This is a genomic window from Xanthomonas albilineans (assembly GCF_009931595.1).
Classification (GTDB): Bacteria; Pseudomonadota; Gammaproteobacteria; order Xanthomonadales; family Xanthomonadaceae; genus Xanthomonas_A; species Xanthomonas_A albilineans.
Window position 1 is genome coordinate 1,370,736 of record NZ_CP046570.1, and the last position, 23,594, is coordinate 1,394,329.

Below are 23,594 nucleotides of genomic sequence, written 5' to 3' on the forward strand. Positions count from 1 at the left end.
ATGCAAGGCGCTGAAGCGCCGATGCGGACCGCACGGTTTAGCGGGGGGGATCACGATTGGGGCTGGGGCGCTTGGCGAGTTTGCGTTGCAACGAGCGCCGGTGCATGCCGAGCAGGCGTGCGGCGGCGGAGACGTTACCGCCGGTTTCGTGCATGGCCTGCTGGATGTGTTCCCATTGCAAGCGGCTGAGCGGGGTCATCGCGTCAGGTACGTCGTCGTCGTCCTCGTTGTCCTCTGCCTCCAGGCCGAGCGCGCGCAGGATCATCGGCACGGTCGCCGGTTTGGGCAGATAGTCGTCGGCGCCGAGCTTGATCGCTTCCACCGCAGTGGCGATGCTGGCGTAACCGGTGACCAGCAGAATGCGCATGTCGGAGCGAATCGCGCGCAACGGCTGAATCAGTGCCAGGCCGGATTCGTCGCCGAGCTTGAGGTCGATCAGCGCGTAATCCGGGGGGCTGGCTGCGGCCAGCATCAATGCCATAACACTACTCTCGGCCGTGAGGGTTTCCAGGCCGCGGCGGGCCAGGGTGCGTTGCAGGGTGCGCAGATACAACGGATCGTCGTCGACCAGTAGGCCTAGTGGGGTGTCGGTGGTCATGCGGAGGTCTCCAGAGCGAGCAGCGGCAGACGAAATCCGACCCGGGTACCGTGACCGTGCGCGGGCTGTGTCCACAGTTCCCCGCCCAGGCGCTCGATGGTCGCATGCGACAGCGCCAAGCCGACGCCCATGCTGTCGGGCTTGCCGCTACGGAACAGGGTGGCAGGCAGCCCGACCTGCTTGGCGTCGAAGCCGCCGCCATAATCGCGCACCTCGCCGATCAATTCGCTGCCGGTGACGTGTACGTTCAGGTCCACTTGTGGCTGACCGGTGCGTTCGCCGGCGTCGGCGGCATTGTTCAGTAGCACTTGCAACAAGTGGCCGATTGCGCTTTCCATGCGCAGTTGTAAAGGCGCATCGTCGTTGCGGTGCAGTTGCACGGTCGGCCGCACCAGTTGCCATTGATGCAGGACGTGCGCCAGCGAGACCATCCCCCCGCCTGCCCGTTGAGCCGGTGCAGCCAGTGCCAGCACCCGCTCTCGGCACTGCACCAGCAGTTGCCGCAGCGTGTCCAGATCCTCGCGTAGTTCCGGCTGCATGCTCTGCTCGGCGATATCGTCGGCGAGCAGGGTCATGGTCGCCAGCGGCGTGTTCAATTCGTGCGCGACCGAGGCGGCATGGGTGGCCAGGGCCACGATGCCCTCGTTGCGGGTAAAGCGCTCACGCAACAGCGCCAGTTCGCGTTCGCGTGCGCGCATGGCCATCGCCAGACGGGTGGAAAACACCAGCACCACCACGGTGGACAGCAGGAAGTTGGCTGCCATTCCCCAGCGCTGTAGGTCCAGCACCTGATACGGACCGCGCGGCAGTGGCAGCCCGAACAGCGCGCTGACCGCGTAGCCGCTCATACAGGCCAGTGCCACCGCCAAGGCCCAGCGCAGCGGCAAGGCCAGTGCCGCCAGTGCGATCAACACCAGGAACAGGGAGCCGAAGGCGTTGCCGATGCCCCCGCTCCAGCCGACCATCCAGGTCAGTACGGTGATATCCACCAAAATGTGGCCAAATGCCGTGGCCGGCGTGGCCGCGGCGGTATGGCGCAGGCGCAACTGCGCATACAGGTTGAACAGCGCCAGTACGGCAACGCCGGCCCACAACGGCGCTTGCGGCAACAGCAAGCGCATCGGCCAGGTCGCCAGGAGGATCGTCGCTGCCTGCCCGGCGGTGGCCAGCCAGCGCAGGCTGCACAGGGTGCGTAGGAAGGAAGCGTCGGTGGAGTCCATGTCATGCATCGTATGCGCCGGGAGCGGTGCGTCTTGTGATTACCGGTTGCGGTACGCGCCGTTTCGCTGAATCGCCGGCATCTTGGGAGTGGGGCGGCCTCCGCCTTGCAGGCTAAAATGTCGGCATGTCCGACCCTGTCAGCCGTTCCGCCCCTTCCGCCGACGCCGCGCCCGGCCCGCGCCGCCTGACCCAACCGGTCCGCATCGGCGGCGTCACCATGGGCGCTGGCGCGCCGGTCGTGGTGCAGTCGATGACCAATACCGACACCGCCGACGTGGCCGCCTCGGTCAAGCAGGTGGCGGAGTTGTGGCGCGCCGGTTCGGAGCTGGTGCGGTTGACGGTCAACAATCCCGAATCGGCCGCGGCGATCCCGCGTATCGTCGACAAGCTGCGGATGATGGGCATCGAGGTGCCGTTGATCGGCGACTTTCACTACAACGGTCACCAGTTGTTGGCCGCTGAGCCTGCCTGCGCGCAGGCCTTGGCCAAGTATCGGATCAACCCCGGCAATGTCGGCTTCGGCAAAAAGAAGGACACCCAATTCGCGCAGTTGATCGAATTTGCGTTGAAGTACGACAAGCCGGTGCGCATCGGCGCCAACTGGGGTTCGCTCGACCAGGCGTTGGCGACGCAACTGATGGACGAGAACTCGCGCCGCGCGGTGCCCTGGGATGCTGCGCGGGTGCTGCGCGAGGCGCTGATCCGTTCGGCGCTGGATTCGGCCGAGCGCGCCGTGGAGCTGGGCATGGGCCGCGACCGCATCGTGCTCAGCTGCAAGGTCAGCGGGGTGCAGGAGTTGATCGCGGTGTATCGCGACCTGGCGCAGCGTTCGGATTTTGCTCTGCACCTGGGCCTGACCGAGGCCGGCATCGGCAGCAAGGGCATCGTGGCGTCCAGCGCGGCACTGGCAGTCTTGTTGCAGGAAGGCATCGGCGACACCATCCGCATCTCGTTGACTCCGGAGCCGGGACAGTCGCGCACGCAGGAGGTGATTGTCGCCCAGGAGCTGCTGCAGACCACCGGTCAGCGTGCCTTCACCCCGCTGGTCACCGCCTGCCCAGGTTGCGGCCGTACCACTTCCGAGTTCTTCCAGGAACTAGCCAAAGTGGTGCAGAACCATGTGCGTGCAAAGATGCCTGAGTGGAAGATTCAGCATCCCGGCGCGGAGAACATGACCCTGGCGGTGATGGGCTGCGTGGTCAATGGGCCGGGCGAGTCGCGTCATGCCAACATCGGCATCTCCCTGCCCGGTACCGGCGAGGCGCCGGCGGCGCCGGTGTTCATCGATGGAGAAAAAACCGTCACCTTGCGTGGCGAGAACATCGCCCACGAGTTCGTTGCGTTGATCGACGATTACGTCGAGCGTACCTATGTGCGTCGGGTTGGGTGAATCCCCTGTCGGGAACGCCGCCAGTCCGTGTCGTTGGCGGCACACGTTCATCTGGTTCCGCGTTCTGCAGCACACGGTTCTAGACCAATGCAGTGTGCATGATCGGCGTGTGCCGGTCGCGTCCGTTGAGATGCTATTTGTGCGGTGATGGTCGCATTGTGCCTACGTGGGGTTAGGCAGCCTGCAGGCGCTCGCGTACCTGATCCAATGCCAGGCTGATCTTGTGCGCGAACTCGCCTTCGCCATGGTGCAGCATCACCAGTTTTCCAAGCGCGCGGGTCATCGCGACATAAAGAAGTTTTGCATCCAATTGCCTGCGTTGTTCGTCATCCGGCCCGTGCTGGCCTATTTCGCAGATGCCGGGAATGAACACGGTGTCGAATTCGAGCCCCTTACTCGAATGCATCGTCATCACTTTCACGCGCGGTGTGCCCTCGAACAGGTTGCATTTGCTGCCCTCGTCGGCAAGTGCGACCGGGATCTGCGCCTGTAGCAGGCGCTCGGCGATCAATTTCGCCAGCTGTCTGCTACGGCAAAGTACCGCAAAATCGTCGATGCCTACGCCTTTGTCGATGGCATTGCTGATGTGCGCGGCGATGTGCCCGGCCTCGTCCCAGATGTTCCGACAACGCAGTAGTTGTGGCAGTGGCCCACGACGTCCTGCGCTCTCTGGTGCGATGACCGGGACGTGGTCTTCATCCGTGTCGTGGTTTTCGAGCAACTCGCGGGCGAACGCTTTGGCTGTCGCCAGCACTTCGAGGGAGTTGCGGTAGTTCAGGCGCAGGATGGTCGTGCGCCCCTGGGCCTGGATGCCGACACTGGCGAAGGTGAACTTGCGTTTGCGTCCATTCTCATAAAGTGACTGCGCGTCGTCGTAGAGCACGAGCAGCGAGTTGGTGTCCGGATCGACCATTTGCACGATCAACTGGAACCATTCGGGTTGGAAATCGTGTCCTTCGTCGATTAGCACGGCGGCGTACTGGCCGCGCGGAATGGCGTTGGCATGGAGGCCATCGATCACGCATTGCACCAGTGCGTCCGCGGCGGCCTGTGCAGTTGCAGTGTCTGCCGCGGGACGCAGCACCTTGAAGGTGTCCAATTGCAGGCGGCACCAGCCGTGGAAGTGTGCCACCACGATCCGGTCGTGCACATTCGTGTCCGCGACGATCTGCCGCAGCCGTCCGGCCAGGGTCTTGTTGTAGCACAGCACGAGCACGGGCTTGACATGACGGCGTGCCAGTTCCACGCAACGATAGCCAAGGATCATGGTCTTGCCCGAACCAGCAACGCCGTGGATGACGCGATGCCCATCGCCCAGCGAGCGCGCCAGTTGTTCCTGCTGCAAATCCATGATCTTGATCAGGTCCGGGATTTCGGCAAGCAGCGAAGGTGTTTCCGGCGTGCTGTCGAACATGCCGGCTTGAACCGGAATGCGCAGTTCGGGAAACAGATGCCAACGGATGCGGTCGATCTGGGCAGGCGATAGTTTGCAGGCAAACTGCACCGTGAACATGCCCCAGAGCCGTTTACGGAAAGCTTCGGGGTCGACCGATTGGCTCATCTCGTCGCTGCACAGCACGCTGGCCGAGGGAATGACGCGCTGCAACTGCGCCTCATCGAACTGGCGGCGGGTGATATTGCTCAGGACCACGCCCCATCCCCAGGGTATGAGCAGCTTGCCGGCGCGTGGGGTGTTGTCGGGATGGCGCAGTGCCGGGTCGTGTTGCAGCAGTTTGCACAGTTCACGGGCGCACTCGCGCGCCTGACGTAGCGGGTTGGCGATGACGTTGGGGCCGCGTTCGGTTTTCAGGACGACCTTGTCGGGGTCGATCCGCTCAAACGATCCCAATGTCCAGTCCTTGACTTCCAGAACCAGAAGGCCTTGCTGTGGATGTAGAACGATAAAATCGGGAGACCGTTGCAGGGGGCCGAGCGACGCCTCGTACCAGCACACAGCCTCGGTGTCTAGCTTCTCCGCAAGGCGTTGTGCGAGGCGTCGTTCGCCGGGTTCCATCCGCGCCGAACACGAGGAAAAGCTGGGGAGTAGTTCGGCCATCGTCGCTTCCCCCTGAAATCGCTACTTGGGGGCAGAGCTTAGTGCTGCGCCGATGCGATGCGGTAAACAAATGCCCGGCGATACCTGATGCGATCTGTGCCGCAAAGGGGGCTATGCGTCGAGCGTGGCCGTGGCGCTATTTTTCCGATTTGCCGCGCGCCGCGCCAGCAGCGCCTCGCGATGGGCGATGTAGGCGTTGGCAGCGAGGATGATCGCCGCGCCCAGCACCGTCCAGCGGTCCGGCGATTCGCCGAACAGCCACCAGCCGAATAACGTCACCAGCGGCAATTGGATGAAGCTGATCGGGGTCAGGGCCGAGACCTCGCCCAGGCGTAGCGCGCGTGTCCAGAGCAATTGCCCCAGTGTGCCGAACAGGCCGGTTGCCAGCAGCCACAACCAGGCGATGCCATGCGGCCACTGCCAGGCGAACAGCGCCGGCAGCAGCGACATCGGCAGCCAGAACGCATAGGTGTAGAACACGACGGTGTTGGCGGTATCGACCCGCGCCAGTTGCTTGATCTGGATGGCGACCAATGCACTCATCAGCGCGGCCAACACCGCGACCAGGGTGCCCGCGCTGAAGTTAGTGGCGCCGGGGCGGACGATCATCAGCACCCCGATGAAGCCGCACAGCACGGCCAGCCAGCGACGCAGACGCACGATCTCGCCCAGCCACAGTGCCGCGGCTAGGGTGACGAACAACGGGGTGGAATAGGAGAGGGCGATCGCCTGCGATAACGGGAGATGGCCGATCGCCCAAAACCCGGCCAGCATCGACACCAAGCCGATCGCCGTGCGCAGCAGGTAGCGCGGCAACTGTGTCGTGCGTGGCAGCGGCCGGCCTGGACGCAGCAGTATCGGCAGCAGAAACAGCAGGCCGAACAGGTTGCGGAAGAAGGCGATTTCCACCGTCGCTAGCTGCGCCGATGCTAACCGGATGGCAACCACCATCAACCCGAAGGCCATGGTGCTGGCCAGCATTAGCGCCGCCGCGCGCAGCGGTGTGGGTACGCTTACCACTGTGCGCCGACGATGCGCGGTTCCGGTTCCAGGATCACCCCGAAACGTTCGCGTACCGAAGCGGAGATCCGCCGTGCCAGCGCCAGCAATTCCGTGCCGCTGGCGTGTCCATGGTTGACCAGCACCAGGGCATGCGTGGCGGACACCGCGGCATCGCCGTCGCGATGGCCTTTCCAGCCGCAGGCCTCGATCAACCAGGCGGCCGAAAGCTTGCGCTGCATCTGGTCGTCGCTGTGGAAGACCGGAAGCTCCGGATGTGCGTGCTGCAGCGCCTGCACCTGCTCTAGCGGCAGCACTGGATTTTTGAAGAAGCTGCCGGCATTGCCGAGCACCTCGGGATCGGGCAGCTTGCGCCGACGAAGGTTGATGACTGCTTGGGCCACGTCGGGCGCGCTCGGCGTGGTGATGCCCATCGCCTCCAGTTCCTCGGCGATGCCTGCGTAGTCCATGCGCAGCGCATGCAGGCGCGGTAGCCTGAATTCCACCGCGACGATCAAATAACGGTCGGGCTGGCGCTTGAACAGACTGTCGCGGTAGCCGAATTCGCATGCCGCTGTATCCAGCCGCACGAAGCGCGCATCGGCACGGTCGTAGGCTTCCACGACGTGGATGAACTCTTCGACCTGCGCGCCGTAGGCGCCGATATTCTGGATCGGTGCGGCACCGACCGTGCCGGGGATCAGAGCCAGATTTTCCAGGCCGGACAGACCCTGTCCCAGCGACCACACCACCAACTCGTGCCAGCCCGTGCCAGCGCCGGCGCGGACGATGGCGTAATCGGCGCGATGTTCCAGTGTGTCGATGCTGCGGTTGCCGAAGGCCAACACCACGCCGGGCGCATCGCTGGCGAACAACACGTTGCTGCCGCTGCCCAGCGGCAACAGCGTTGCGCCGGACAGTTGCGGTGCCAGCAGCGCCTCCGGCAACGCCTCGGGGGCGAAAATTTGCAGTAGCCATGGCGCCTGCGCGGTAACGTGGAAGGTGTTGAGCGCCTGCAGCGGCGCGTTGGCGGTAAGCGACCAAGCGTTGCTCATGGTGCGGCTACCGATCCAGGGCTGGGGGCTTCGCGGCGTCGGCGTATCGCTTCGACGCATTCGCCGATCAGTTCCGGTCCGCGGAACACCAGTCCGCTGTAGCACTGAACCAGTGTCGCGCCGGCTGCCATCTTCGCTGCGGCGTCGGCACCGCAGAGAATCCCGCCGACCCCGATCAGCGGGATCGCCTCGGGTAGGCGTGCGCGCAGTCGGCGTTGCACCAGTGTCGATTGTTCCAGCAGCGGCGCCCCGGACAGGCCGCCGCTTTCGCCGCCGAGCGGCGCGTGTTCCAGGCCAGGCCGGGCGATGGTGGTGTTGGTGGCGATCACACCGTCCACCTGCAGGTCGGACAATACCCGGGCCGCCGCATCGATGTCGCTGTCGCTCAGATCCGGCGCGACCTTCACCAGCATCGGCACGCGTCTGCCATGGCGCGCGCTCAGCGTTTCCTGCGCTTCGCGCAGCCGTGCGATCAAGTGTCGCAGCGCTTGCTCTTCCTGCAGTTCGCGTAAGCCGGCGGTGTTGGGCGAGGAGATGTTGATCGTGACATAGTCGGCCAGCGCATAGACCTTTTCCAGGCAATGCAGGTAGTCGGCCACGGCGTCTTCGTTCGGTGTGTCCTTGTTTTTTCCGATGTTGATCCCGAGCAGGCCGCGCTGGCGGCGCGCGCGCGCGACGTTGCGCACCAAGGCGTCCACTCCAAGGTTGTTGAAGCCCAGGCGGTTGATGACGGCCTGCTGTTGCGGTAGACGGAACATGCGCGGTTTGGGATTGCCAGCCTGCGGCCGTGGGGTGATGGTGCCGACCTCGACGAAACCGAAGCCCAGCGCCAGCAGCGCATCGATGTGCTCGCCGTTCTTGTCCAGGCCCGCTGCCAACCCGACCGGATTGGGAAACGTCAGGCCGAAGGCTTGCGTGGGTATCGGCGCGATCGCTGGCGCCAACAGGGGGGTCGTGCCGGTGCGATAGGCTAGTTCGAGCGCGCGCAGGCCCAGAGTATGGGCGCGCTCGGCATCGAGGGCGAACAGAAACGGTCGAGCGAGTGAATACATGGCGATGCAGCTTAGTTTAGCGTCCCGGCAAAAGCGCGGGTGTGGTAATGGATTTCGACCGTGCCATCGACCTGGTGTTGGTCGAACAGCGCGCGCAGCGCTTCCAGCATGGGCGCATGGTGCGGATGTTCGGGCAGGGGCGCGTATGAGGACGACAGCAAGCGTCCGCGCAGGAAGTCGAAATTCATGCGTTGCAGATTGGGGAACTGCGCACTGTCGCGCAGGCCAGCACCGAACCAGCGATGCATCGTCGCATCGTCCGGGTGGCGTTCGGAGACGGCGCTGTAGTCGGTGCCGTAGTCGAGCAGCAGTTGTTCGTAGCCTTGCAGAAACGGCGTTGCGTCGAGTAGGCGCGTGTTCCAATACACCAGCGCCAAGCCACCAGGACGTAGCACCCGTGCCCATTCGCGGCGCACGGCCACTGGATCGAACCAGTGGAATGCCTGCGCGGCGCTGATTAGCTCGATGCTGGCGTCGGCCAGGGTGGTGGCCTCGGCGCTGCCGTCGATGGCGCGAAATCCCGGTGTCTTGTGCAGCATCTTCTCGGCGGCGCGACGCATCGCCGCGTTCGGCTCCACGGCCAGGGTGGGGTGCCCGGCGCGCAGGAACATGCGGGTGGAGATGCCGGTGCCTGCGCCGATATCGGCCACCAGCGCCGTCGGTGCCACGCCCAGAGTGCCGTGCACCCAGGCCATCAGTGCTGGTGGGTAATCCGGGCGATAGCGCACGTAGTCGTCGACGCGGTTGCTGAAGCGGTGTTGTGGATCGGTGGCGTCGATGTTCATGCGTGCGTACTCGCGAACCAGGCTAACCCGCCGAAGAACAGCAAGAACGCCAGCATGGTCAGCAGCGCGATGACCGCGAGCACCACCGCGCTCCACCCCAGCACCAATCCACCCACCGCCAGGCCATCGCCCTCAAAACGCTGCGGATCGCGGCGGATTTCCGCGCGCGCCATGTGTCCGGTGATGATCGCGCTCAGGCTGCCGATCAGCGGCATCAAGGTCCAACCGAGGATGCCGGCGACCAGGCTGACCACGGCCAGGGAGTTCGTTTCGCGTATCTGATTCATCGGTGTCGCTCCTTGCTGGTGAAGATGGAAGAGATGTGTGTTCGTGCGTTAAGAAGGCTGCGTTCGCGCTGTCACAGGTCGAATTTGATGCCCTGTGCTAGCGGCAGTGAATCGGAGTAATTGATGGTGTTGGTCTGCCGGCGCATGTACACCTTCCACGCGTCCGAGCCGGACTCGCGGCCGCCGCCGGTGTCCTTCTCGCCGCCGAAGGCGCCGCCGATCTCGGCGCCGGAGGTGCCGATGTTGACGTTGGCGATGCCGCAGTCGCTGCCGGCCGCCGACAGGAAGGTCTCTGCCGCTTTCAGATTTTGAGTGAAGATCGAGGAAGACAGCCCTTGCGGCACGCCGTTCTGCATGTCGATGGCTTCCTGGAGGGTGGTGTATTTCATCACGTACAGGATCGGGGCGAAGGTTTCGTGCTGCACGATGGCGTCGGTGTTCTTCAGTCCGCTGACGATCGTCGGCAGCACGAAGTTGCCAGGAAGCTCCAGTGCGGTGCCGCCGGTTTCGATGGTGCCACCGGCGGCCTTGGCCTTGGCGATCGAGGCCAGGAATTGTGTGACCGCACCACGGCTGTTCAACGGCCCCATCAGATTCGCCGGGTCGGTGGGATCGCCGATCTTGCCTTCGACCTGTTTGTACGCCTTGACCAGCGTTGCCAGTACGGTGTCGTAAATAGCGGCATGCACGATCAATCGACGTGTGCTGGTGCAGCGCTGACCGGCGGTACCGACCGCACCGAATACGATGGCCGGGATCGCCAACTTCAAGTCTGCACTCTCATCGAGAATGATCGCGTTGTTGCCGCCCAGTTCCAGCAGGCAGCGGCCCAGCCGCCGCGCGCACGTCTCGGCGACGCGGCGCCCGACCTGGGTGGAGCCGGTGAAGCTGATCAGCGGGACGCGGCTGTCCTCGACCAGGCGTTCAGATAGCGCCGTGCCGGCGTCGTTGATCAGGAAGAAGATGTCCGGGAAGCCGGCATTGCGCAGTGCCGCGTTGCAGATCTTCATCGAGGCGATCGCGGTCAGGGGCGTTTTATTGGATGGCTTCCAAATGCAGATGTCGCCGCAGATCGCTGCCAGGAAGGCGTTCCAGCTCCACACCGCAACCGGGAAGTTGAACGCGCTGATGATGCCGACCAAGCCGAGCGGTTGGTACTGTTCGTACATACGGTGGCCGGGACGCTCCGAATGCAGCGTGTAGCCGTACAGCATGCGGCTTTGCCCGACCGCGAAGTCGGCGATGTCGATCATTTCCTGCACTTCGCCGTCGCCTTCGGGCTTGCTCTTGCCCATCTCCAGCGCGACCAGCGACCCCAGTGAGTCCTTGTGCGCACGCAGCGCTTCGCCGCACAGTCGCACCGCCTCGCCGCGGCGCGGGGCCGGCGTGCTGCGCCACAGCTTGAACGCGGCTTGCGCACGGGCGATCACGGTCTCGTAGTCCGCGTCTGTGGTCGCCTGTACTTCGGCGATGAGCGCATTGCTGGATGGATTCAACGGTTGCAGTATGCCGGCGCCTGTGGCGCTGGACCACTCGCCGTTGCCGAGATAGGTGCCGGCGTTGGATGCGGCCAGGCCGAGCGCCTTCAGCAAATCAGCGGACATGGAATCTCCTGGAAAATCGAGGCGACAGGGACGGCAACTGTAAGCGTGGAGCGCGAGGTGTGACCAAATTGTCATTTTAGCAGACTGGGCTTAGCCGCCCCGTTTCGGCTTGCTCGGCGTGTGGCACGCTCAAAAAGCGATGGCCATGCCTTATAAGACCCTTGTAGTGGTCTACGGACGGCCTATCGCACATGTCTGCAAGCGCGCTCCAAACGCTGCGAGAGTTGTATCCGCAGCGCTACGCACATCGGTCCGAAGAAGTGGCCCATGTGCTTCGTGGTCAGAGCACCAGGGGCGTCGTGCAGCGCGTTCGCGAAGGGGATGCAGTCAGGGCGCTACCCATTGGCCCGCAAGATCGACGGATTGATCCAGATGCCGCTTGAAGCGTTGGCCGAGATCTTGGATCCAGCGCCAGCGACTCAGCCGGTCACCCCGCCATCACCCCACCATCACCCCTTCATCCTCGCGGCGACGATCCGCCATTGGGTCGCGTTTGAGCTTCGTGCGTGCGGCAGGCTTCTGGGAGCAAGTGATGGGGGTCATTGGCGAGCAGGAATTGGCCGATGAGCTGGCTGAGGTCGCGGCGCGAGTGCTGAGAGAGCTTCGCTATGGGGAAGCGAAGGCTAGGGCGAGTAGTCAGCGTGATAACCTCTCCGTCTAAGGAGGGAGATCGACCCTTCTTTGATTTCCGGGCGGTTTGCAGTTTCTTTCTAGCAGCTCGCGAAGCAACACCCAGTAGCTTGCTTAATCTCAGCGGCACATGCGCGAACGATGAAGAATGAGCTCGTGCGCTTGCAAGCAGCCGGCTCGTATCTGCTGCGCGGGGCACATGGGGTGAGGAAGTCTCGTTAGACTTTCGCTTGCTGCGATGGTCGAGTCGTGCCGCGAAGTCTCACTGTTCTCGCTTGGATCCATTTCGGTTGACGGACCGGTCGAAGGTCAGGCTGCCTCCATTTGCCACCCATGCTTACTCGGAATCTTGGAATAGAAGTCTCGGCGCTTAGCTGTGCTCTATTTCACTCGCGTGTGGACTATGGCCACGGTTCCGTTCCTTGCAGGATTGACAGCCACTGCCTGTGCAAGCATTCTTCCGCTAGATGGCATTCGCGTTATCTGAATAGGCGTGCACATGGAGGTGATTACTTGATGGCTTCAATCGCAGAACGCATCCGCTTAGCCCGCAATGATCGAGGCCTCTCTCAAACGGAACTATCAAGACTCCTTGGCGTCAATCGCGCAACGGTTGGACACTGGGAAAGTGGCGAAAGCTTTGCGCCCAACCTTCAACATCTTCATTCGCTTAGTCTTGTACTGGAAGTCACGATCGACTGAACCGCCCCGGTTTCCGCGGAGGCTCAACACTCTGAGAGGATTGAGCCATGAGCAAGTCGAACAAGTTCTCGCCCGAGGTACGCGAGCGCGCGGTAAGGATGGTGCAGGAGCAGCGCGGAGAGTACCAATCGCTGTGGGCGGCCATTGAATCCATAGCCCCAAAGATTGGCTGCGTGCCGCAGACTCTGAACGAATGGGTCAAGCGCGCCGAGGTCGATGCCGGTGCGCGTGAGGGCGTGACGAGCAGCGAGGCGCAGCGGATGAAGGAACTCGAGCGCGAGGTCAAGGAGCTGCGCCGGGCCAACGAGATATTGAAGCTGGCCAGTGCGTTTTTCGCCCAGGCGGAGCTCGACCGCCGACTGAAGTCGTGAAGGCCTTCATCGACCAGCATCGCAATGCCTTCGGGGTCGAGCCGCTCTGCAAGGTTCTGCAGGTTGCCCCGTCGGCCTATCGACGTCATGCCGCGCTACTGCGCGAGCCCAGCAGGCGCTGTATCCGCGCCAGACGCGACGAGCGGCTAATGCCGCAGATTCAGCGCGTCTGGCAAGCCAACATGCAGGTCTACGGTGCCGAGAAGGTGTGGCGGCAACTGGCACGCGAAGGCGTCGTCGTGGCCCGCTGCACGGTCGAGCGGTTGATGCGCAGCATGGGGCTGCGCGGCGTGGTGCGCGGCAAGGTCGTGCGCACCACCATCGGCGATGCCAAGGCCCCATGCCCGCTGGACCGGGTCAATCGGCAGTTCCGTGCCGAGCGGCCGAACCAGCTGTGGGTCAGCGACTTCACCTACGTCTCAACCTGGCAGGGCTGGCTGTATGTGGCCTTCGTCATCGACGTGTTCGCTCGTCGCATCGTAGGCTGGCGAGTGAGCAGTTCTATGCGCACGGACTTCGTGCTCGATGCTTTGGAGCAGGCCCTGTATGCCCGGCAACCTGAGCGCGATGGCAGCTTGGTTTGCCACTCCGACAGGGGCTCGCAATACGTCAGCATCCGCTACACCGAGCGGCTGGCCGAGGCCGGCATTGAGCCGTCGGTAGGCAGCAAGGGCGACAGCTACGACAACGCGCTGGCAGAGACCATCAACGGCTTGTACAAAGCCGAGCTGATTCACCGCCGGGCACCCTGGAAAACTAGGGAGGCCGTCGAATTCGCCACGCTGGAGTGGGTGTCCTGGTTCAACCACCAACGCCTGCTCCAACCCATCGGCTACATCCCGCCAGCCGAGGCCGAGGCAAACTACTACCGGCAACTCGCCAGTCAGACCGCCGCCGTGGCGGCCTGACTTAAACCAAACAGCCTCCGCGGAAACCGGGGCGGTTCAACTGGCTCACCAGTGGTGATGAAGAAGCATCCCGAGCGGCTTCTCCGAACACTTCAAGATCTCATCTCGAAGGCAGAATGCTCGACCTCTCTAAGCACCTTCCCGTTTCATTCCTGGCCAGTGTTGTCGCGCTGTTGGAGAAAGCTGAGTTCTATCTCTAAGGCGAGCCGATGTGGTGCTTCTGTCGCTGCTGTGCGCAGCACAGCAAGGGGTTTGATTGACACTTCCAACTGGCTTTACATTAGGGGGGCGAGTGAGGCCGAAGTCAAAGGGTTTCATCGCATAACCCTCAATGTCAAAGGAAGGAATGAAATGAGCAAGAGCATCACCAACAAGGCGATCTCGTCCTTGGCCCTGATCATCGCCGGTGCAGCCGGGTCGGCCTCAGCTTCGGAAGCGCCCTCGGTCGCTACTCACAATCTCGAATCGTCTACGGCAATCAATGCCGATCTCGATAGTCTGCGCATGGCTGAGTTCGCTTCACCCGAGTCGCTTCTGGCCGCCGCAGATGGTCACCATTCTGATTCGATTGGCTCGCATCATCACCACACCATTGCCAGCACAGATGGCGTGAAAGTGGCTGACACAGCCTCGCGCTTCGATGTTTGATTGTTCGCTGCCATTTTTCATTAAAGGACCAATCGCTCGCTATGAATGACCATCGCAATCTCACCAAAACCCTCTCCGCGCTGACATTGCTCGTTGTGGGCTCAACCGCAGGCGTTGCCATGGCTGGAATGAATGCGGACCCGAGCGCCAACGCTGCGCTTGAAACCGCTGTGTCGTTGACCTCGCTTAACGATCTGGCGATGGATGAGTTCGACCAAGCTGCAAGGGCCAACAATCTTTTGGTCGCCGCTGATGGCCATCACGACGACTCCATCGGCTCGCATCACCATCATGCCATCGCCTCGGCAACGACGGCCTATCGCGAGGCCGAATCGGGTCGCTTCGACGTTTAATTTCAGCGTGATCGCCGAGGGGGCATGGGGTCCCCTCGGCGTGAGTCAAGACTGCTCAGGGAGTGAGGTGCTATGAATGCTGTATTGGATAGCCAAAGCGTTGAAATTAGTCGTCCACTTTGCCTCATGGAACTCACCACGGCGTCTGTTCATACCGATGAGGTGATGGAGGGCATCATGTGGGCGCGGTTGAACCGCATGCGCATGCGTCTCCAGGAGGTGTTGAAGGGGCGAGGTGCCGAAACTTTTCTCGAAGCGATCTATCAGCTTTATATATCTATTCCGCCAGACCGCCAGGCGCGTCTGCTTCTAAGCTCAGAATTTTGCGAATGCTACCTGGCCATTGAAGCTGCACAGCGCAAAATCAGCACTGGAAGGTCTGATCAACAAGATGTCTGGGAATTGGCGCGAAATTTTTCGCTTCTCTACGACCTGGTTTGTCGCGAACATGCCATTGACGAGCTGAGCAAAGGTCGTGTGAGCAAGTATCTGGCTGAGTCGCGCCAGTGGCAGGTTTACAGTCCCCTTGGTGACACTTATGCCAATCGATCAAGTGCGGGCAGCTGGAATCTTGAGAAGGTTCCAAGTGTGGGTGAGTGCATTGCGGTTGACTTTGATAGTCCCGTTGCTACGAACTACGAGCCGCGATCAGGTGTGCTAAGTCAGGCCTACTTGCCGCTCGACGATTCCGAACGCAGTGCGGTGCGCACGAAAATCGCCAAAAGTCTGCGTTTGATCGACGAATCGGAGCCGCTTTATGGCTTGATCATCCGGAATTTCGTCAGGCGCATCGTTGTGCGCAAGTCGCAAGAGCGATCTGATCAAGGCCCTAAGCACTACGGGTCCGAGCATGTTCCACGGCAGCCCGGTTCGCTCAGACTACTCAACATCCATCGGGATGAACTCAGCGTCGAAGCGTGCATGGAGAGCTTAATGCACGAGAGCACGCATAATTTCCTCGCTGCTTGGGAGATTGCTCACGGCTTTTTCGTCGCCAACGACTACAAGCATCGCGTAGTTTCTCCTTGGTCTGGAAATCAGATCCCGAATTCCTCGTTCATTCACGCGGTCTTTGTTTACTACATCTGCCACCGTCTTCTGAGAAGTCATCTGGCAAGATCAAAGGACCTTGCTGAAAGTGCGGTTGCACATGTCCACAAGCGATTGGCAGTTTGTGCGTCGGGATTTCTCATTCAGCAACCTCTGAGCCAGCGCCTGATGTCCACGGCACCGCTAAACTACGACATTGGCAGCATGGTCGACATGATGCAGTCAGACATGCAGCGCCAATACGGATATGAGGCAGCGGTATGAACGCAAGGACTGTCGTGCTTTACTCAGATCGGAACGACCCGGTTGCATTGAAGGCACTCGATAAGGCGAGCGCAGAGATTGCTTGCATCTATGTTGACCAGTTGATTCCGCTCTTGGCCCGCCAAGATTGGCCCAAGGTGCTCGACATGACGACAACAGCGGATATCGAAGCAGTGTTTTCGGGCGCTAAAATCATCAACCGTGCCTTCACCCTATCTGACACTGAGCTTTCATCTTGCTTGTCCGCCTGGGGCGTCGATGAGTGCTGGTTTCATATCCGCTTACAAGATCTATTGAAGCTTGGAAGAAGCGTATCGTATGACACCGGAGTTAGAGGCGTGTCGCGCTCGCTGCTCCCGCTGAACGCGCAATGGTTTGAGATGAGGCGCTCTTTGCCTGATCTGCTAACTCCCGCTTTCGAGTATGGCTTTGGCTACGAGCATCCTGACATCTCAGCTTTGGCGTCTCCGTTGCAAAAATCGGTGTGGTCGCTCTTCGATTGGAAAGTGGAACGACAGTTGAGTCCTGATGAGGCCAAGCGACATCAGTTCTTCGTGGAGGCCCCGCGTGGCGTGCCATTGATCGCTTATTTTGCGGGGGATGCTTTGGAGGTACTTTGGCCCCGAGAGCGCGTAGGTGTGGACCTTGGGCAGGTCAGGGAAGTGGTTGGCGCTGCCAGACGCGTTTTCTGTGCTGAGGCTGGTGAAGTGCTGCTCTATGCAGAAGACCAAGCGTTGCGCTTTTATGCGTTTTCACCCCATCTACTCTCGGTGGCAGAAGAGCCCACATTCCAAGTGATGCTGAGCAATTGGCTGTTGCCCCCTCATTTTGACGCTGTAAGGAGCCTCGCCGATGCTGCGCCTCGGATCATCCATTGAGCAGCTTCTTCGAATTCGGGAGGAGATGGGTTGGCTTTACGGAAGCGAAGATCTCTGCGTATTGCTTTACAGCTTGGTCAAGCGAGAAAAGCCGGCCATGGTCGTGGAGCTTGGAACAGGGCTGGGGGTTTCTACGGCTTGGATAGCGGCCGCGATGAAGGAGGCCGGAAGGGGTGTTTTGCACACCTATGACAACGGGTCTCATTACATCAGTGAGCCTTCAAAGAAGTTCCTCAGTGGTCTGTCTGAACCCCTGAACTCGTTTGCAAACCTGCGAGATGGCTTGGATGGCTTCAATGCCTTCATCGGAAGTTTGCTGTCGTGGGTGGGGGCGGAGGAGCATGTGGTTGTTCACCTGGGCGATATCGCGATGGGTGAAGTGGCATCGGATGATGCGTTTCAATCGGGGGTCGACATGGTGTTCTCGGACTTCAATCACTCGCCTGAGAGCATCCAGGCGTTGCTTGGCGCTTTTCTTCCGGTCATGCGGGAGACCTCGTCTATTTTCATTGATAGCGCTTCAACGCATCGGCTGAGCTACCTGGCACTTGAAAAGATTGTGGAGCATCTTAACCAGGGGCGATTGCCCGCAGGGCTCACCAAGGGGCTGGATGAGCTTGGCGTTCAGCGCCTCGAAACAAGGGTGAGGCGCTCGTCGTTTCGCCTCATGCACCTGACCGAAACGAGCGATCGCGCTCAAAACAGCACTGCCTGGGTGAGGATCGAGCCCATCGATATTCAGGCAGCGGGTGTGAAATTTTTCCACTAGATGCAGGGTGCAATGTTTAGCTACTACCTGACTTTGGTAAAGCAAAACATCTTGGCGTCAAAGGTGATGACCCTGGCGCTGGCGGTTGCACTTGCTTTGGGTGTTGGTGCAAGCATGACAATGCTCACGGTAGTTCGGGTGCTGTCATGGGACCCCATGCCAGGTCGCAGCACTCACTTGTTTCACCCCTACTTCGATCCTTTGCCTCGCTCTTATGAAGCGAAAGCCTCGCTCGATCCCCGCAACTCAGTGAGTTGGGTCGATGCCAAAGAGATCATGCGCAGACTTCCGGCACCGTCGAGCGCTGCCATGGCCACAGGTCACCTGCTTGTGGCGGCACAGAATGGGGTAGATGCGCCATTTTTTGTTGATGGCCAGTATGCAACCCCCGACATTTTTGGCATGTTTGGGATTGATCTAATCCAAGGTAGATCTTGGACCGAAGACGAGGAGCTGTCACGAGCTGCGCTAGTGGTGATCAGTGAGTCTTTTAGAAAACGCCTCGGGCAAGCGGGTGAAGTCGGAAAAATCCTGCAATTGGGTTCAAAAGCGTTTCGCATCGTGGGCATTTCGCGCAACTGGGCACCGATGCCGCGCTTCCACACTGATCTGCAAAAGGATACTTTCAGGGGGCAAGACGATTTCTTCATTCCCCTCCACACAGCAATTGACGACAGGCTCAGTGTCAGTTCGAGCATGTTCTCGTGGGAGCAGGGCGAGGAGTCCAATAAGATGGAAAGCCCCTCAACCGCTTGGTTGCAATTTTGGGTCTATCTTGAAGATCGGGCCGCGCAACAACGCTATGCGGAGCAGCTCCAAAGCTATGTGGAGCAGCAAGCAAATAGTGGCCGCTTTGAGCGGCGCAGCCCAGCTCGCTTGGAAGGGCTTGAAGCTTTTCTGATCCGGCGTCAGGTTGTGCCAGATGATGTGAAGCTCCAATTGGCATTGGCCATTGGCTTCTTGATCGTCTGCATGGTCAACATCTGCGCGCTGCTCTTTTCACGTTTCATTCGGCGAACCCATGAAGTGGCGGTGCGACGGGCGCTGGGGGCTCGCAGGATCGATATCTTGGCGCAGCTTTGCACCGAAGCGCTCCTGATCGGGGCGCTCGGAGGGCTAGGCGCACTGGTCGTCTGTCAAGTTGGGCTATCGGTGGTTAGAGCGCAGCCGGAAGACTACGCGGCGTTAGCGCACCTTGATCCGACCATGGTGGCAGCAACCTTGGCTTTCGCCTGCCTATCGAGCCTCGCCGCTGCCGCGCTACCGGCCTTCCGAACCGCTTCTGGTCGAACAGCCATGCAAATCAAGGTTGCAGAATGAGCATCTCTGAGATCCCGGTCATTGCGCGCAGCCTCAGACGGCATCGGTTGATTTCTGCTATTTTTCTCTTGCAGATCATCATCACCACGGCGGTCATTAGCAATGTTTCCTCATTGCTGGCTGATCGGGTTGAACTTCTGACCTACCAGACAGGACTGGGTGAAGGGGGGCTTGGCATTGTCGAGACCGAGTTCCTCGGTGAAGGAAGCGATGACGCACGGCCCAAGGTGCTTGCTGATTTGCAGCGCATTCGCGAGGTGCCAGGAGTTCAAAATGTCGCCGCCGTTGAAGCGCTGCCATTGAGTCAAAACAACTGGACCGTTGGCATCACCAACAAGCTTCTAGACCGAAACGATCTTCGCGGTGTGATTGAAGCAGAGCCATCCGTTTATAGCGTTTCACCCGGTGCACTGCAAACGCTTGGCATCGCACTTTCGGCTGGACGCGATTTCTCGCCTGATGCCTATGTTCCCATGGTCGCGAGCAATGACTACTCAGGGCTTTATGACGCGGGTGAGGCCATCATCTCAAAGGCCTTAGCGCAGGCGCTGTTTCCAGGAGAGAGTGCGCTTGGTAGGGCGATCTTTGTCGATGGCAAGCATCCGGTTCACATCGTAGGCGTTGCTGACCATTTGTCCCGCCCGCTTCTGGGAAGCGGTCAAGGCAATGATGTGTCGATGCTCTTGCCGTTGGTTCCGGATGCCAAACGTGTGATTTATGCTATACGAAGTGACCCTGATCGATTGAACAGTGTGCTGAGCGATGCAGAGGCAGGGATCCGAGCCCTGGATCGAAATCGAATGACTCCTCGGGTCATGAGCTACGAGGCGCTTCGCCACGGCTACTTCCGGCGTGATCGAATGATGGCTTACCTCTTTCTCGCAGCTGGCGCCTCATTAGTGGTAGTCACTGGGATTGGAGTCTACGGCTTGGTGAGCTTTTCGGTTCGCCAGCGCTACCGATACATCGGGATTCGTCGATCGCTGGGCGCGCGCTCCATCGACATCAGTCGGTATTTCATGACGGAGAACATGCTTTTAACGGTCGTGGGCGCGGGAATCGGGAGTGGTCTGGCGGCGGCCTTGAGCATGTGGGTCTCCGCTCACTACGGTGCCCCGAAGCTGCCTGGCGCATTCCTCATCGCTGGCTTTGTTTTGGTTTGCGCGCTTGGTCAGCTTGCCGCCTGGCTCCCTGCTCGCAAGGCAGCAAAGACTGCGCCCGTGGTCACGATGAGATCCGTATAGAAAGCGTTATGGTGTTTATTTGGTCAGGATTGATGACTAAATGTGATCTTATGATCTTTAGTTATTTTCAATTATCGCTAACCAGAAATTAGTTGCGAGATGTGAGACGCCGTCCCAGGGAATCGCGCGGCAGCAATCCTCTCCGAAGCGCAAATGCATGCGAACGAGCGGGGAGGTGCAGTGCTTTTTTGGGGTGCCTTGACGAATGCCTCGACTGCCTTAGCCTGGATGTTCACAAAGGGGACGTATGAACGGAGAAAGCAAAGCGTTAATCCAAGCGGCGATGCACATTAAAGACCATGCGGCCATCATCCAACTGGTCCAGGCGGCGGAAGATCCATCGCGCTTTGCATGGGAGATCTTGGATCTGGCGGTCGAAGCCAGGGACGAGCCGCTCGTCGATGCTTTGCTCCCGCACTTGAACAGCGTCTCGCATAGTTATCCTCTCATTCGGGCAGTGCAGCGCGGAACAGCATCGATTTTGAAGAAGCTGATCCGTTTGACCGAGCCGAACCTAGAGCGTGTTATGAACTTTGAAGTAGAGATGCCGCATTTCCGAGCATGAGGATGGTGAAAACGACGAAGTGAAGTCCTGCCAGTGTTTCAGGCAAGCGTTCGTCGTCACGGGCCAAGCGTCGGAACCGATTGAGCCAACCGAAACTGCGTTCCACGACCCAGCGATGCGGCAGCAGCACAAAGCCTTTCTTGGCCTCCGGCAGCTTCACGAAGTGCAGTTCGATGCCTTCCTCCCGCGCAGCTTCGGCCGGGTCTTTGCCGGTGTAGCCTTGATCGACGAAGGCGAGCTTCACCGTTTCGCCGGTGACATACTGGACTTCCTGCGCCAGCGAGCGCACCTGGGCCCGCTCCTGCTCGTTGGCCGGCGTGACCTGCCGACGCCTTCATCCCCCGTTAAAACGAGCATAATACTTTCAGCTTTGATAACAAGCTGTATGATGCACGAAACGAATATAACACGAGCACTTTCCAATTCATCCCGCAGAGGTCTGGGAAATACCAGATAGGCGCATCAGCCTACTTCGCACCAAGTACTGAGTCGCAGCATCCTGATGCTGTTGTATGTAAATGGCTCAGAGGCTGTGCGCATCAGTGAGGTCTCGCTGTATGGCAGCATTGCGCCAGCACCCGGTGCCGGCGGCATGAGTGGCGGAGTAACGGTTGTACAGCTATCCGCAGGCGACGTAGTCACAATCACGGCCTACTCAAACTCTGTCGGCAGCTACACTATCAAGAGCTATCCATTCGCCACATACTTCACTGCTGATCGAATTGCCTAGAGGCTGATCGTGCCGGGTAGGGAAACCCTGACACAATGACGCGGCGACCACTGATTGAGCCGGGGAGCCAGTCCCTGACAGCAAAAACCCCGCCGGAGCGGGGTTCTTGCTGTTAGACGGTCTGTTTCCAGCGACGCCCTTCTTCCTGGAAAATCATCATTTGTTCGTGATGCTCTTGATCAAGGCTGTTTAGTGTTTCAATCAGCCTACGCACATGAACATTGTTGTTGAAGTGACCCTTAAGCAACACTCTCAGCATTCGGTCTGCAGGTCCAGAAATTTTGGCCTTTGCTTTCTCCCAAGTCGCCAAGGTCTGCACATTCACATCCAAGGCCGCAGCAAGCGCGATCTGCGACATCTGCATTTCTTTTCGCAGGAATCGAATCTCAGTGCTGGAGAGCTTGCGTGGCTTCATGGTTAGAGCAAGTGCAAGAGCCTTGTGCAGCCCATCCACGTCCTCAATTGCAACGCCATCGCCATACGGCGTCTTGTGCACGGTGAAGCCATTGCGCAGCCAAACGTTGCGCAATCCGGATTCCGTGTAGTGATACATTCCCTCGGTGTTCTTCATGATCTGCTAGCCCTGAAAGCAGTGATGACAATGTTCCTGATTCGAGAGTTGTCGATCGCTACTCCACAACCTATCGTTTCGCCGCATGAGTATCGCTCGACAGTTACCTTCCACATGCCGTAGCGATCCAAAAACGGAGACTCAACAATCCTTCCCTTCTTGAGGCAGTCAATGACCTGCGTACGCGTGATCTTTCGCTTCTTCATCTGCTTCACGGCGTGCTCCGTGAAGATGACGTTTGCGCTGTTATCGGCAATCTTCGACATCAGCCGTTTTGCGGCTGCATCGGTCAGCCGGAATGCCACCACTTTCTGCGCTGTCATTGGCACCGCCTTGTTCCTAGAGGAAGACTATAGCCTATAGATTGTATAGGCAAGTGATCGCCGTCAAGTTCGCACTGCCGTTGGTCCGGAAGTCAGCCTTCGCCTCAAATCCCGGTCCCTGCGATGGCGCCGCCCCATCCTTGCGGCATCGGCCAAGTTCCCAGGACGCCGTCACAGACTTGAGGCTTGGCATCGTGGGTTCAGGGACAACCATCTGACTTGTTCAGCTACTTGGCCGGACGCGGCGCCATGATGGCCGCTCAACCCGCGTGGCGCCTGAGCAGCGCCTGGCCGGCACCATTAGGCAGCACTGAGCCAGTGATAGAATGGGCCAGGGCGTCAGCACAGAAATAGCACAGCGCTTCCGATAGATGCCCTGAAAGCCTTATGGCCCCGTAGCTCAGCTGGATAGAGCGGTCCCCTCCTAAGGGACAGGTCGTGCGTTCAAATCGCGCCGGGGTCACCATCTTTTCCCTTAATGGTTTTTCTGCCCCGCTCTGTGTGGCGGGACGATGCGAATGGAGCGCAGTTTGCCGCAGTGCGCGCATGGCATCGGGTGCGCAAATGCGTGCGTGTCGTTGGCTTTCATGACCGGAGCTGCAATAACGCCAATTACACCTTGTGCCGACGCGGTCTGAGCATCGTCTTGCCTATCCTGTGCGTGTCCGCCAATGCAGCGCCGCACCGCCTTGGCATGCGATCCCGCGTCGCTTCGATCATGGTGGACAGCACGATGGGCGGGTCGACTGCCGCCACGTGTGCCGCAGATGTCTTGCCTGCACTGCATGGCGAAGACCTGGCAAACACCGCCGATGCATCGGTGGTCCCGGCTTCGGCGAGGAATACGTCTGGTATGACCGGCCATTCCCGTGCGAGCCTCCAACCACGTGTACGAATGCGAAGCAGGAGTCACTCATGAGCAGAATGTTGAAAACGCTACTGATCGGTTCGATTCTGGCGGCCTTGGTCGCCTGCCACCGCGATGACGGCAAGCCCGCTCCAGATCAGGGCGCGGCGCCGCCGCCAACAGCCGTCGCCGATGGCAGCCAGGCTGGCGGCACCAGTGGAGAAGCAGCTGGCAAATCCAGCGAAACCGACGCCGGTCAGGGAACGATGCAGCACCAGGATGCGACCCAGGGCGGTATGCATCCCACCGATCCGCAGCAACCGCCGCCGACGGATCGCAAGCAGCATTGACGCCTCCAGCGTCATCCCGGCGGC

Annotated in this window: 23 protein-coding genes, 1 tRNA gene, 1 pseudogene and 1 other annotated feature; of the genes and pseudogenes, 13 read left to right on the forward strand and 12 right to left on the reverse strand. The window is 60.3% G+C overall.

Translation table 11 applies throughout. The features are described from left to right. Positions 1–37: 37 nt before the first annotated feature. Positions 38–598: a response regulator transcription factor gene (locus tag XaFJ1_RS05765; RefSeq protein WP_012915726.1), complete on the reverse strand. Its 561-nt coding sequence runs from the start codon at positions 596–598 to the stop codon at positions 38–40. Then, positions 595–1,818, reverse strand: a complete 1,224-nt coding sequence (locus XaFJ1_RS05770) for an ATP-binding protein (protein WP_045756795.1) — start codon at positions 1,816–1,818, stop codon at positions 595–597. Before XaFJ1_RS05770 ends, XaFJ1_RS05765 begins: the two co-directional genes overlap by 4 nt. A 125-nt stretch (positions 1,819–1,943) precedes the next feature. On the opposite strand from XaFJ1_RS05770, the gene ispG reads away from it, so the two are divergent. Further along, a complete protein-coding gene (gene ispG, locus XaFJ1_RS05775; protein ID WP_012915728.1) occupies positions 1,944–3,209 on the forward strand; it encodes a flavodoxin-dependent (E)-4-hydroxy-3-methylbut-2-enyl-diphosphate synthase in 1,266 nt (421 codons plus the stop codon). Between the two features lie 172 nt (positions 3,210–3,381). On the opposite strand, the gene XaFJ1_RS05780 is transcribed toward ispG, so the two are convergent. The 7 genes from XaFJ1_RS05780 to amaB all read right to left on the reverse strand — a co-directional run bounded on the left by XaFJ1_RS05780 (position 3,382) and on the right by amaB (position 11,047). Further along, positions 3,382–5,265, reverse strand: coding sequence for a DEAD/DEAH box helicase (locus tag XaFJ1_RS05780; RefSeq protein WP_012915729.1), 1,884 nt, complete (start codon positions 5,263–5,265; stop codon positions 3,382–3,384). Positions 5,266–5,376: 111 nt separating this feature from the next. After that, complete coding sequence (locus XaFJ1_RS05785) at positions 5,377–6,246, reverse strand: DMT family transporter (RefSeq protein WP_045756797.1); 870 nt, start codon at positions 6,244–6,246, stop codon at positions 5,377–5,379. A gap of 32 nt (positions 6,247–6,278) precedes the next feature. Beyond that, complete coding sequence (gene murB / locus XaFJ1_RS05790) at positions 6,279–7,319, reverse strand: UDP-N-acetylmuramate dehydrogenase (RefSeq protein ID WP_012915731.1); 1,041 nt, start codon at positions 7,317–7,319, stop codon at positions 6,279–6,281. Further along, entirely contained in the window at positions 7,316–8,371 is a 1,056-nt protein-coding gene (locus XaFJ1_RS05795; RefSeq protein WP_012915732.1) for a quinone-dependent dihydroorotate dehydrogenase, read from the reverse strand. The genes murB and XaFJ1_RS05795 overlap by 4 nt, the downstream gene beginning before the upstream one ends. Before the next feature lie 11 nt (positions 8,372–8,382). Next, a complete protein-coding gene (locus XaFJ1_RS05800) occupies positions 8,383–9,156 on the reverse strand; it encodes a class I SAM-dependent methyltransferase (RefSeq protein ID WP_012915733.1) in 774 nt (257 codons plus the stop codon). Further along, positions 9,153–9,443: a DUF4190 domain-containing protein gene (locus XaFJ1_RS05805; protein ID WP_012915734.1), complete on the reverse strand. Its 291-nt coding sequence runs from the start codon at positions 9,441–9,443 to the stop codon at positions 9,153–9,155. Before XaFJ1_RS05805 ends, XaFJ1_RS05800 begins: the two co-directional genes overlap by 4 nt. Before the next feature lie 71 nt (positions 9,444–9,514). Beyond that, positions 9,515–11,047 (reverse strand): L-piperidine-6-carboxylate dehydrogenase, encoded by a 1,533-nt coding sequence (gene amaB, locus XaFJ1_RS05810; RefSeq protein WP_012915735.1) that lies wholly within the window; start codon positions 11,045–11,047, stop codon positions 9,515–9,517. A 1,146-nt stretch (positions 11,048–12,193) separates the two neighbouring features. Between amaB and XaFJ1_RS16485 the strand changes: the two genes are divergently transcribed. From XaFJ1_RS16485 to XaFJ1_RS05860, 10 genes are all read left to right on the forward strand, one after another. After that, entirely contained in the window at positions 12,194–12,379 is a 186-nt protein-coding gene (locus tag XaFJ1_RS16485) for a helix-turn-helix transcriptional regulator (RefSeq protein ID WP_045756798.1), read from the forward strand. A gap of 47 nt (positions 12,380–12,426) precedes the next feature. Next, positions 12,427–13,658 (forward strand): IS3 family transposase gene (locus XaFJ1_RS05820; protein WP_425477003.1). Its coding sequence is split into 2 segments (ribosomal slippage): positions 12,427–12,718 and positions 12,718–13,658, totalling 1,233 coding nucleotides; the frame shifts between segments, so codons are not numbered across the junction. Then, positions 12,705–12,821: a sequence feature (AL1L pseudoknot), on the forward strand. Its footprint overlaps the gene before it by 117 nt. 351 nt (positions 13,659–14,009) lie before the next feature. Next, a complete protein-coding gene (locus XaFJ1_RS05825) occupies positions 14,010–14,306 on the forward strand; it encodes a hypothetical protein (protein WP_045756799.1) in 297 nt (98 codons plus the stop codon). 41 nt (positions 14,307–14,347) lie between these two features. Next, complete coding sequence (locus XaFJ1_RS05830; RefSeq protein WP_146083994.1) at positions 14,348–14,659, forward strand: hypothetical protein; 312 nt, start codon at positions 14,348–14,350, stop codon at positions 14,657–14,659. A gap of 72 nt (positions 14,660–14,731) precedes the next feature. Further along, entirely contained in the window at positions 14,732–15,973 is a 1,242-nt protein-coding gene (locus tag XaFJ1_RS05835; protein WP_012915742.1) for a hypothetical protein, read from the forward strand. A 47-nt stretch (positions 15,974–16,020) separates the two neighbouring features. Further along, positions 16,021–16,851 (forward strand): hypothetical protein, encoded by an 831-nt coding sequence (locus XaFJ1_RS05840; RefSeq protein ID WP_155393648.1) that lies wholly within the window; start codon positions 16,021–16,023, stop codon positions 16,849–16,851. Next, a complete protein-coding gene (locus tag XaFJ1_RS05845; protein ID WP_012915744.1) occupies positions 16,826–17,620 on the forward strand; it encodes a class I SAM-dependent methyltransferase in 795 nt (264 codons plus the stop codon). Before XaFJ1_RS05840 ends, XaFJ1_RS05845 begins: the two co-directional genes overlap by 26 nt. Positions 17,621–17,632: 12 nt before the next feature. Next, positions 17,633–18,940 (forward strand): ABC transporter permease, encoded by a 1,308-nt coding sequence (locus XaFJ1_RS05850; RefSeq protein WP_045757236.1) that lies wholly within the window; start codon positions 17,633–17,635, stop codon positions 18,938–18,940. After that, positions 18,937–20,184, forward strand: coding sequence for an ABC transporter permease (locus tag XaFJ1_RS05855; protein ID WP_012915746.1), 1,248 nt, complete (start codon positions 18,937–18,939; stop codon positions 20,182–20,184). Before XaFJ1_RS05850 ends, XaFJ1_RS05855 begins: the two co-directional genes overlap by 4 nt. Before the next feature lie 247 nt (positions 20,185–20,431). Then, complete coding sequence (locus tag XaFJ1_RS05860) at positions 20,432–20,749, forward strand: hypothetical protein (protein ID WP_146083997.1); 318 nt, start codon at positions 20,432–20,434, stop codon at positions 20,747–20,749. On the opposite strand, the pseudogene XaFJ1_RS05865 reads toward XaFJ1_RS05860, so the two are convergent. The 3 genes and pseudogenes from XaFJ1_RS05865 to XaFJ1_RS05875 all read right to left on the reverse strand — a co-directional run. Beyond that, positions 20,709–21,071, reverse strand: a pseudogene (locus XaFJ1_RS05865) (transposase); the annotation flags it as partial. The gene XaFJ1_RS05860 and the pseudogene XaFJ1_RS05865 overlap by 41 nt on opposite strands. 520 nt (positions 21,072–21,591) lie before the next feature. Further along, positions 21,592–22,050: a helix-turn-helix domain-containing protein gene (locus XaFJ1_RS05870; protein WP_012915749.1), complete on the reverse strand. Its 459-nt coding sequence runs from the start codon at positions 22,048–22,050 to the stop codon at positions 21,592–21,594. After that, positions 22,047–22,373 (reverse strand): DUF4258 domain-containing protein, encoded by a 327-nt coding sequence (locus XaFJ1_RS05875; RefSeq protein WP_045756802.1) that lies wholly within the window; start codon positions 22,371–22,373, stop codon positions 22,047–22,049. The genes XaFJ1_RS05870 and XaFJ1_RS05875 overlap by 4 nt, the downstream gene beginning before the upstream one ends. A 389-nt stretch (positions 22,374–22,762) precedes the next feature. On the opposite strand from XaFJ1_RS05875, the gene XaFJ1_RS05880 reads away from it, so the two are divergent. Both XaFJ1_RS05880 and XaFJ1_RS05885 read left to right on the forward strand, forming a co-directional pair. Next, positions 22,763–22,839, forward strand: a tRNA-Arg gene (locus XaFJ1_RS05880). Between the two features lie 449 nt (positions 22,840–23,288). Beyond that, positions 23,289–23,570 carry a hypothetical protein gene (locus XaFJ1_RS05885; protein WP_045756803.1) on the forward strand — a complete coding sequence of 94 codons (282 nt, stop codon included), beginning with the start codon at positions 23,289–23,291 and terminating at the stop codon, positions 23,568–23,570. Positions 23,571–23,594 lie beyond the last annotated feature (24 nt).

Bases quoted from the DNA above. Each gene is read 5' to 3' on its own strand.
- XaFJ1_RS05765 (WP_012915726.1), bottom strand. From the start codon at position 598: ATGACCACCGACACCCCACTAGGCCTACTGGTCGACGACGATCCGTTG.
- XaFJ1_RS05770 (WP_045756795.1), bottom strand. From the start codon at position 1,818: ATGGACTCCACCGACGCTTCCTTCCTACGCACCCTGTGCAGCCTGCGC.
- ispG (WP_012915728.1), top strand. From the start codon at position 1,944: ATGTCCGACCCTGTCAGCCGTTCCGCCCCTTCCGCCGACGCCGCGCCC.
- XaFJ1_RS05780 (WP_012915729.1), bottom strand. From the start codon at position 5,265: ATGGCCGAACTACTCCCCAGCTTTTCCTCGTGTTCGGCGCGGATGGAA.
- XaFJ1_RS05785 (WP_045756797.1), bottom strand. From the start codon at position 6,246: ATGCTGGCCAGCACCATGGCCTTCGGGTTGATGGTGGTTGCCATCCGG.
- murB (WP_012915731.1), bottom strand. From the start codon at position 7,319: ATGAGCAACGCTTGGTCGCTTACCGCCAACGCGCCGCTGCAGGCGCTC.
- XaFJ1_RS05795 (WP_012915732.1), bottom strand. From the start codon at position 8,371: ATGTATTCACTCGCTCGACCGTTTCTGTTCGCCCTCGATGCCGAGCGC.
- XaFJ1_RS05800 (WP_012915733.1), bottom strand. From the start codon at position 9,156: ATGAACATCGACGCCACCGATCCACAACACCGCTTCAGCAACCGCGTC.
- XaFJ1_RS05805 (WP_012915734.1), bottom strand. From the start codon at position 9,443: ATGAATCAGATACGCGAAACGAACTCCCTGGCCGTGGTCAGCCTGGTC.
- amaB (WP_012915735.1), bottom strand. From the start codon at position 11,047: ATGTCCGCTGATTTGCTGAAGGCGCTCGGCCTGGCCGCATCCAACGCC.
- XaFJ1_RS16485 (WP_045756798.1), top strand. From the start codon at position 12,194: ATGGCTTCAATCGCAGAACGCATCCGCTTAGCCCGCAATGATCGAGGC.
- XaFJ1_RS05825 (WP_045756799.1), top strand. From the start codon at position 14,010: ATGAGCAAGAGCATCACCAACAAGGCGATCTCGTCCTTGGCCCTGATC.
- XaFJ1_RS05830 (WP_146083994.1), top strand. From the start codon at position 14,348: ATGAATGACCATCGCAATCTCACCAAAACCCTCTCCGCGCTGACATTG.
- XaFJ1_RS05835 (WP_012915742.1), top strand. From the start codon at position 14,732: ATGAATGCTGTATTGGATAGCCAAAGCGTTGAAATTAGTCGTCCACTT.
- XaFJ1_RS05845 (WP_012915744.1), top strand. From the start codon at position 16,826: ATGCTGCGCCTCGGATCATCCATTGAGCAGCTTCTTCGAATTCGGGAG.
- XaFJ1_RS05850 (WP_045757236.1), top strand. From the start codon at position 17,633: ATGTTTAGCTACTACCTGACTTTGGTAAAGCAAAACATCTTGGCGTCA.
- XaFJ1_RS05855 (WP_012915746.1), top strand. From the start codon at position 18,937: ATGAGCATCTCTGAGATCCCGGTCATTGCGCGCAGCCTCAGACGGCAT.
- XaFJ1_RS05860 (WP_146083997.1), top strand. From the start codon at position 20,432: ATGAACGGAGAAAGCAAAGCGTTAATCCAAGCGGCGATGCACATTAAA.
- XaFJ1_RS05870 (WP_012915749.1), bottom strand. From the start codon at position 22,050: ATGAAGAACACCGAGGGAATGTATCACTACACGGAATCCGGATTGCGC.
- XaFJ1_RS05875 (WP_045756802.1), bottom strand. From the start codon at position 22,373: ATGACAGCGCAGAAAGTGGTGGCATTCCGGCTGACCGATGCAGCCGCA.
- XaFJ1_RS05885 (WP_045756803.1), top strand. From the start codon at position 23,289: ATGAGCAGAATGTTGAAAACGCTACTGATCGGTTCGATTCTGGCGGCC.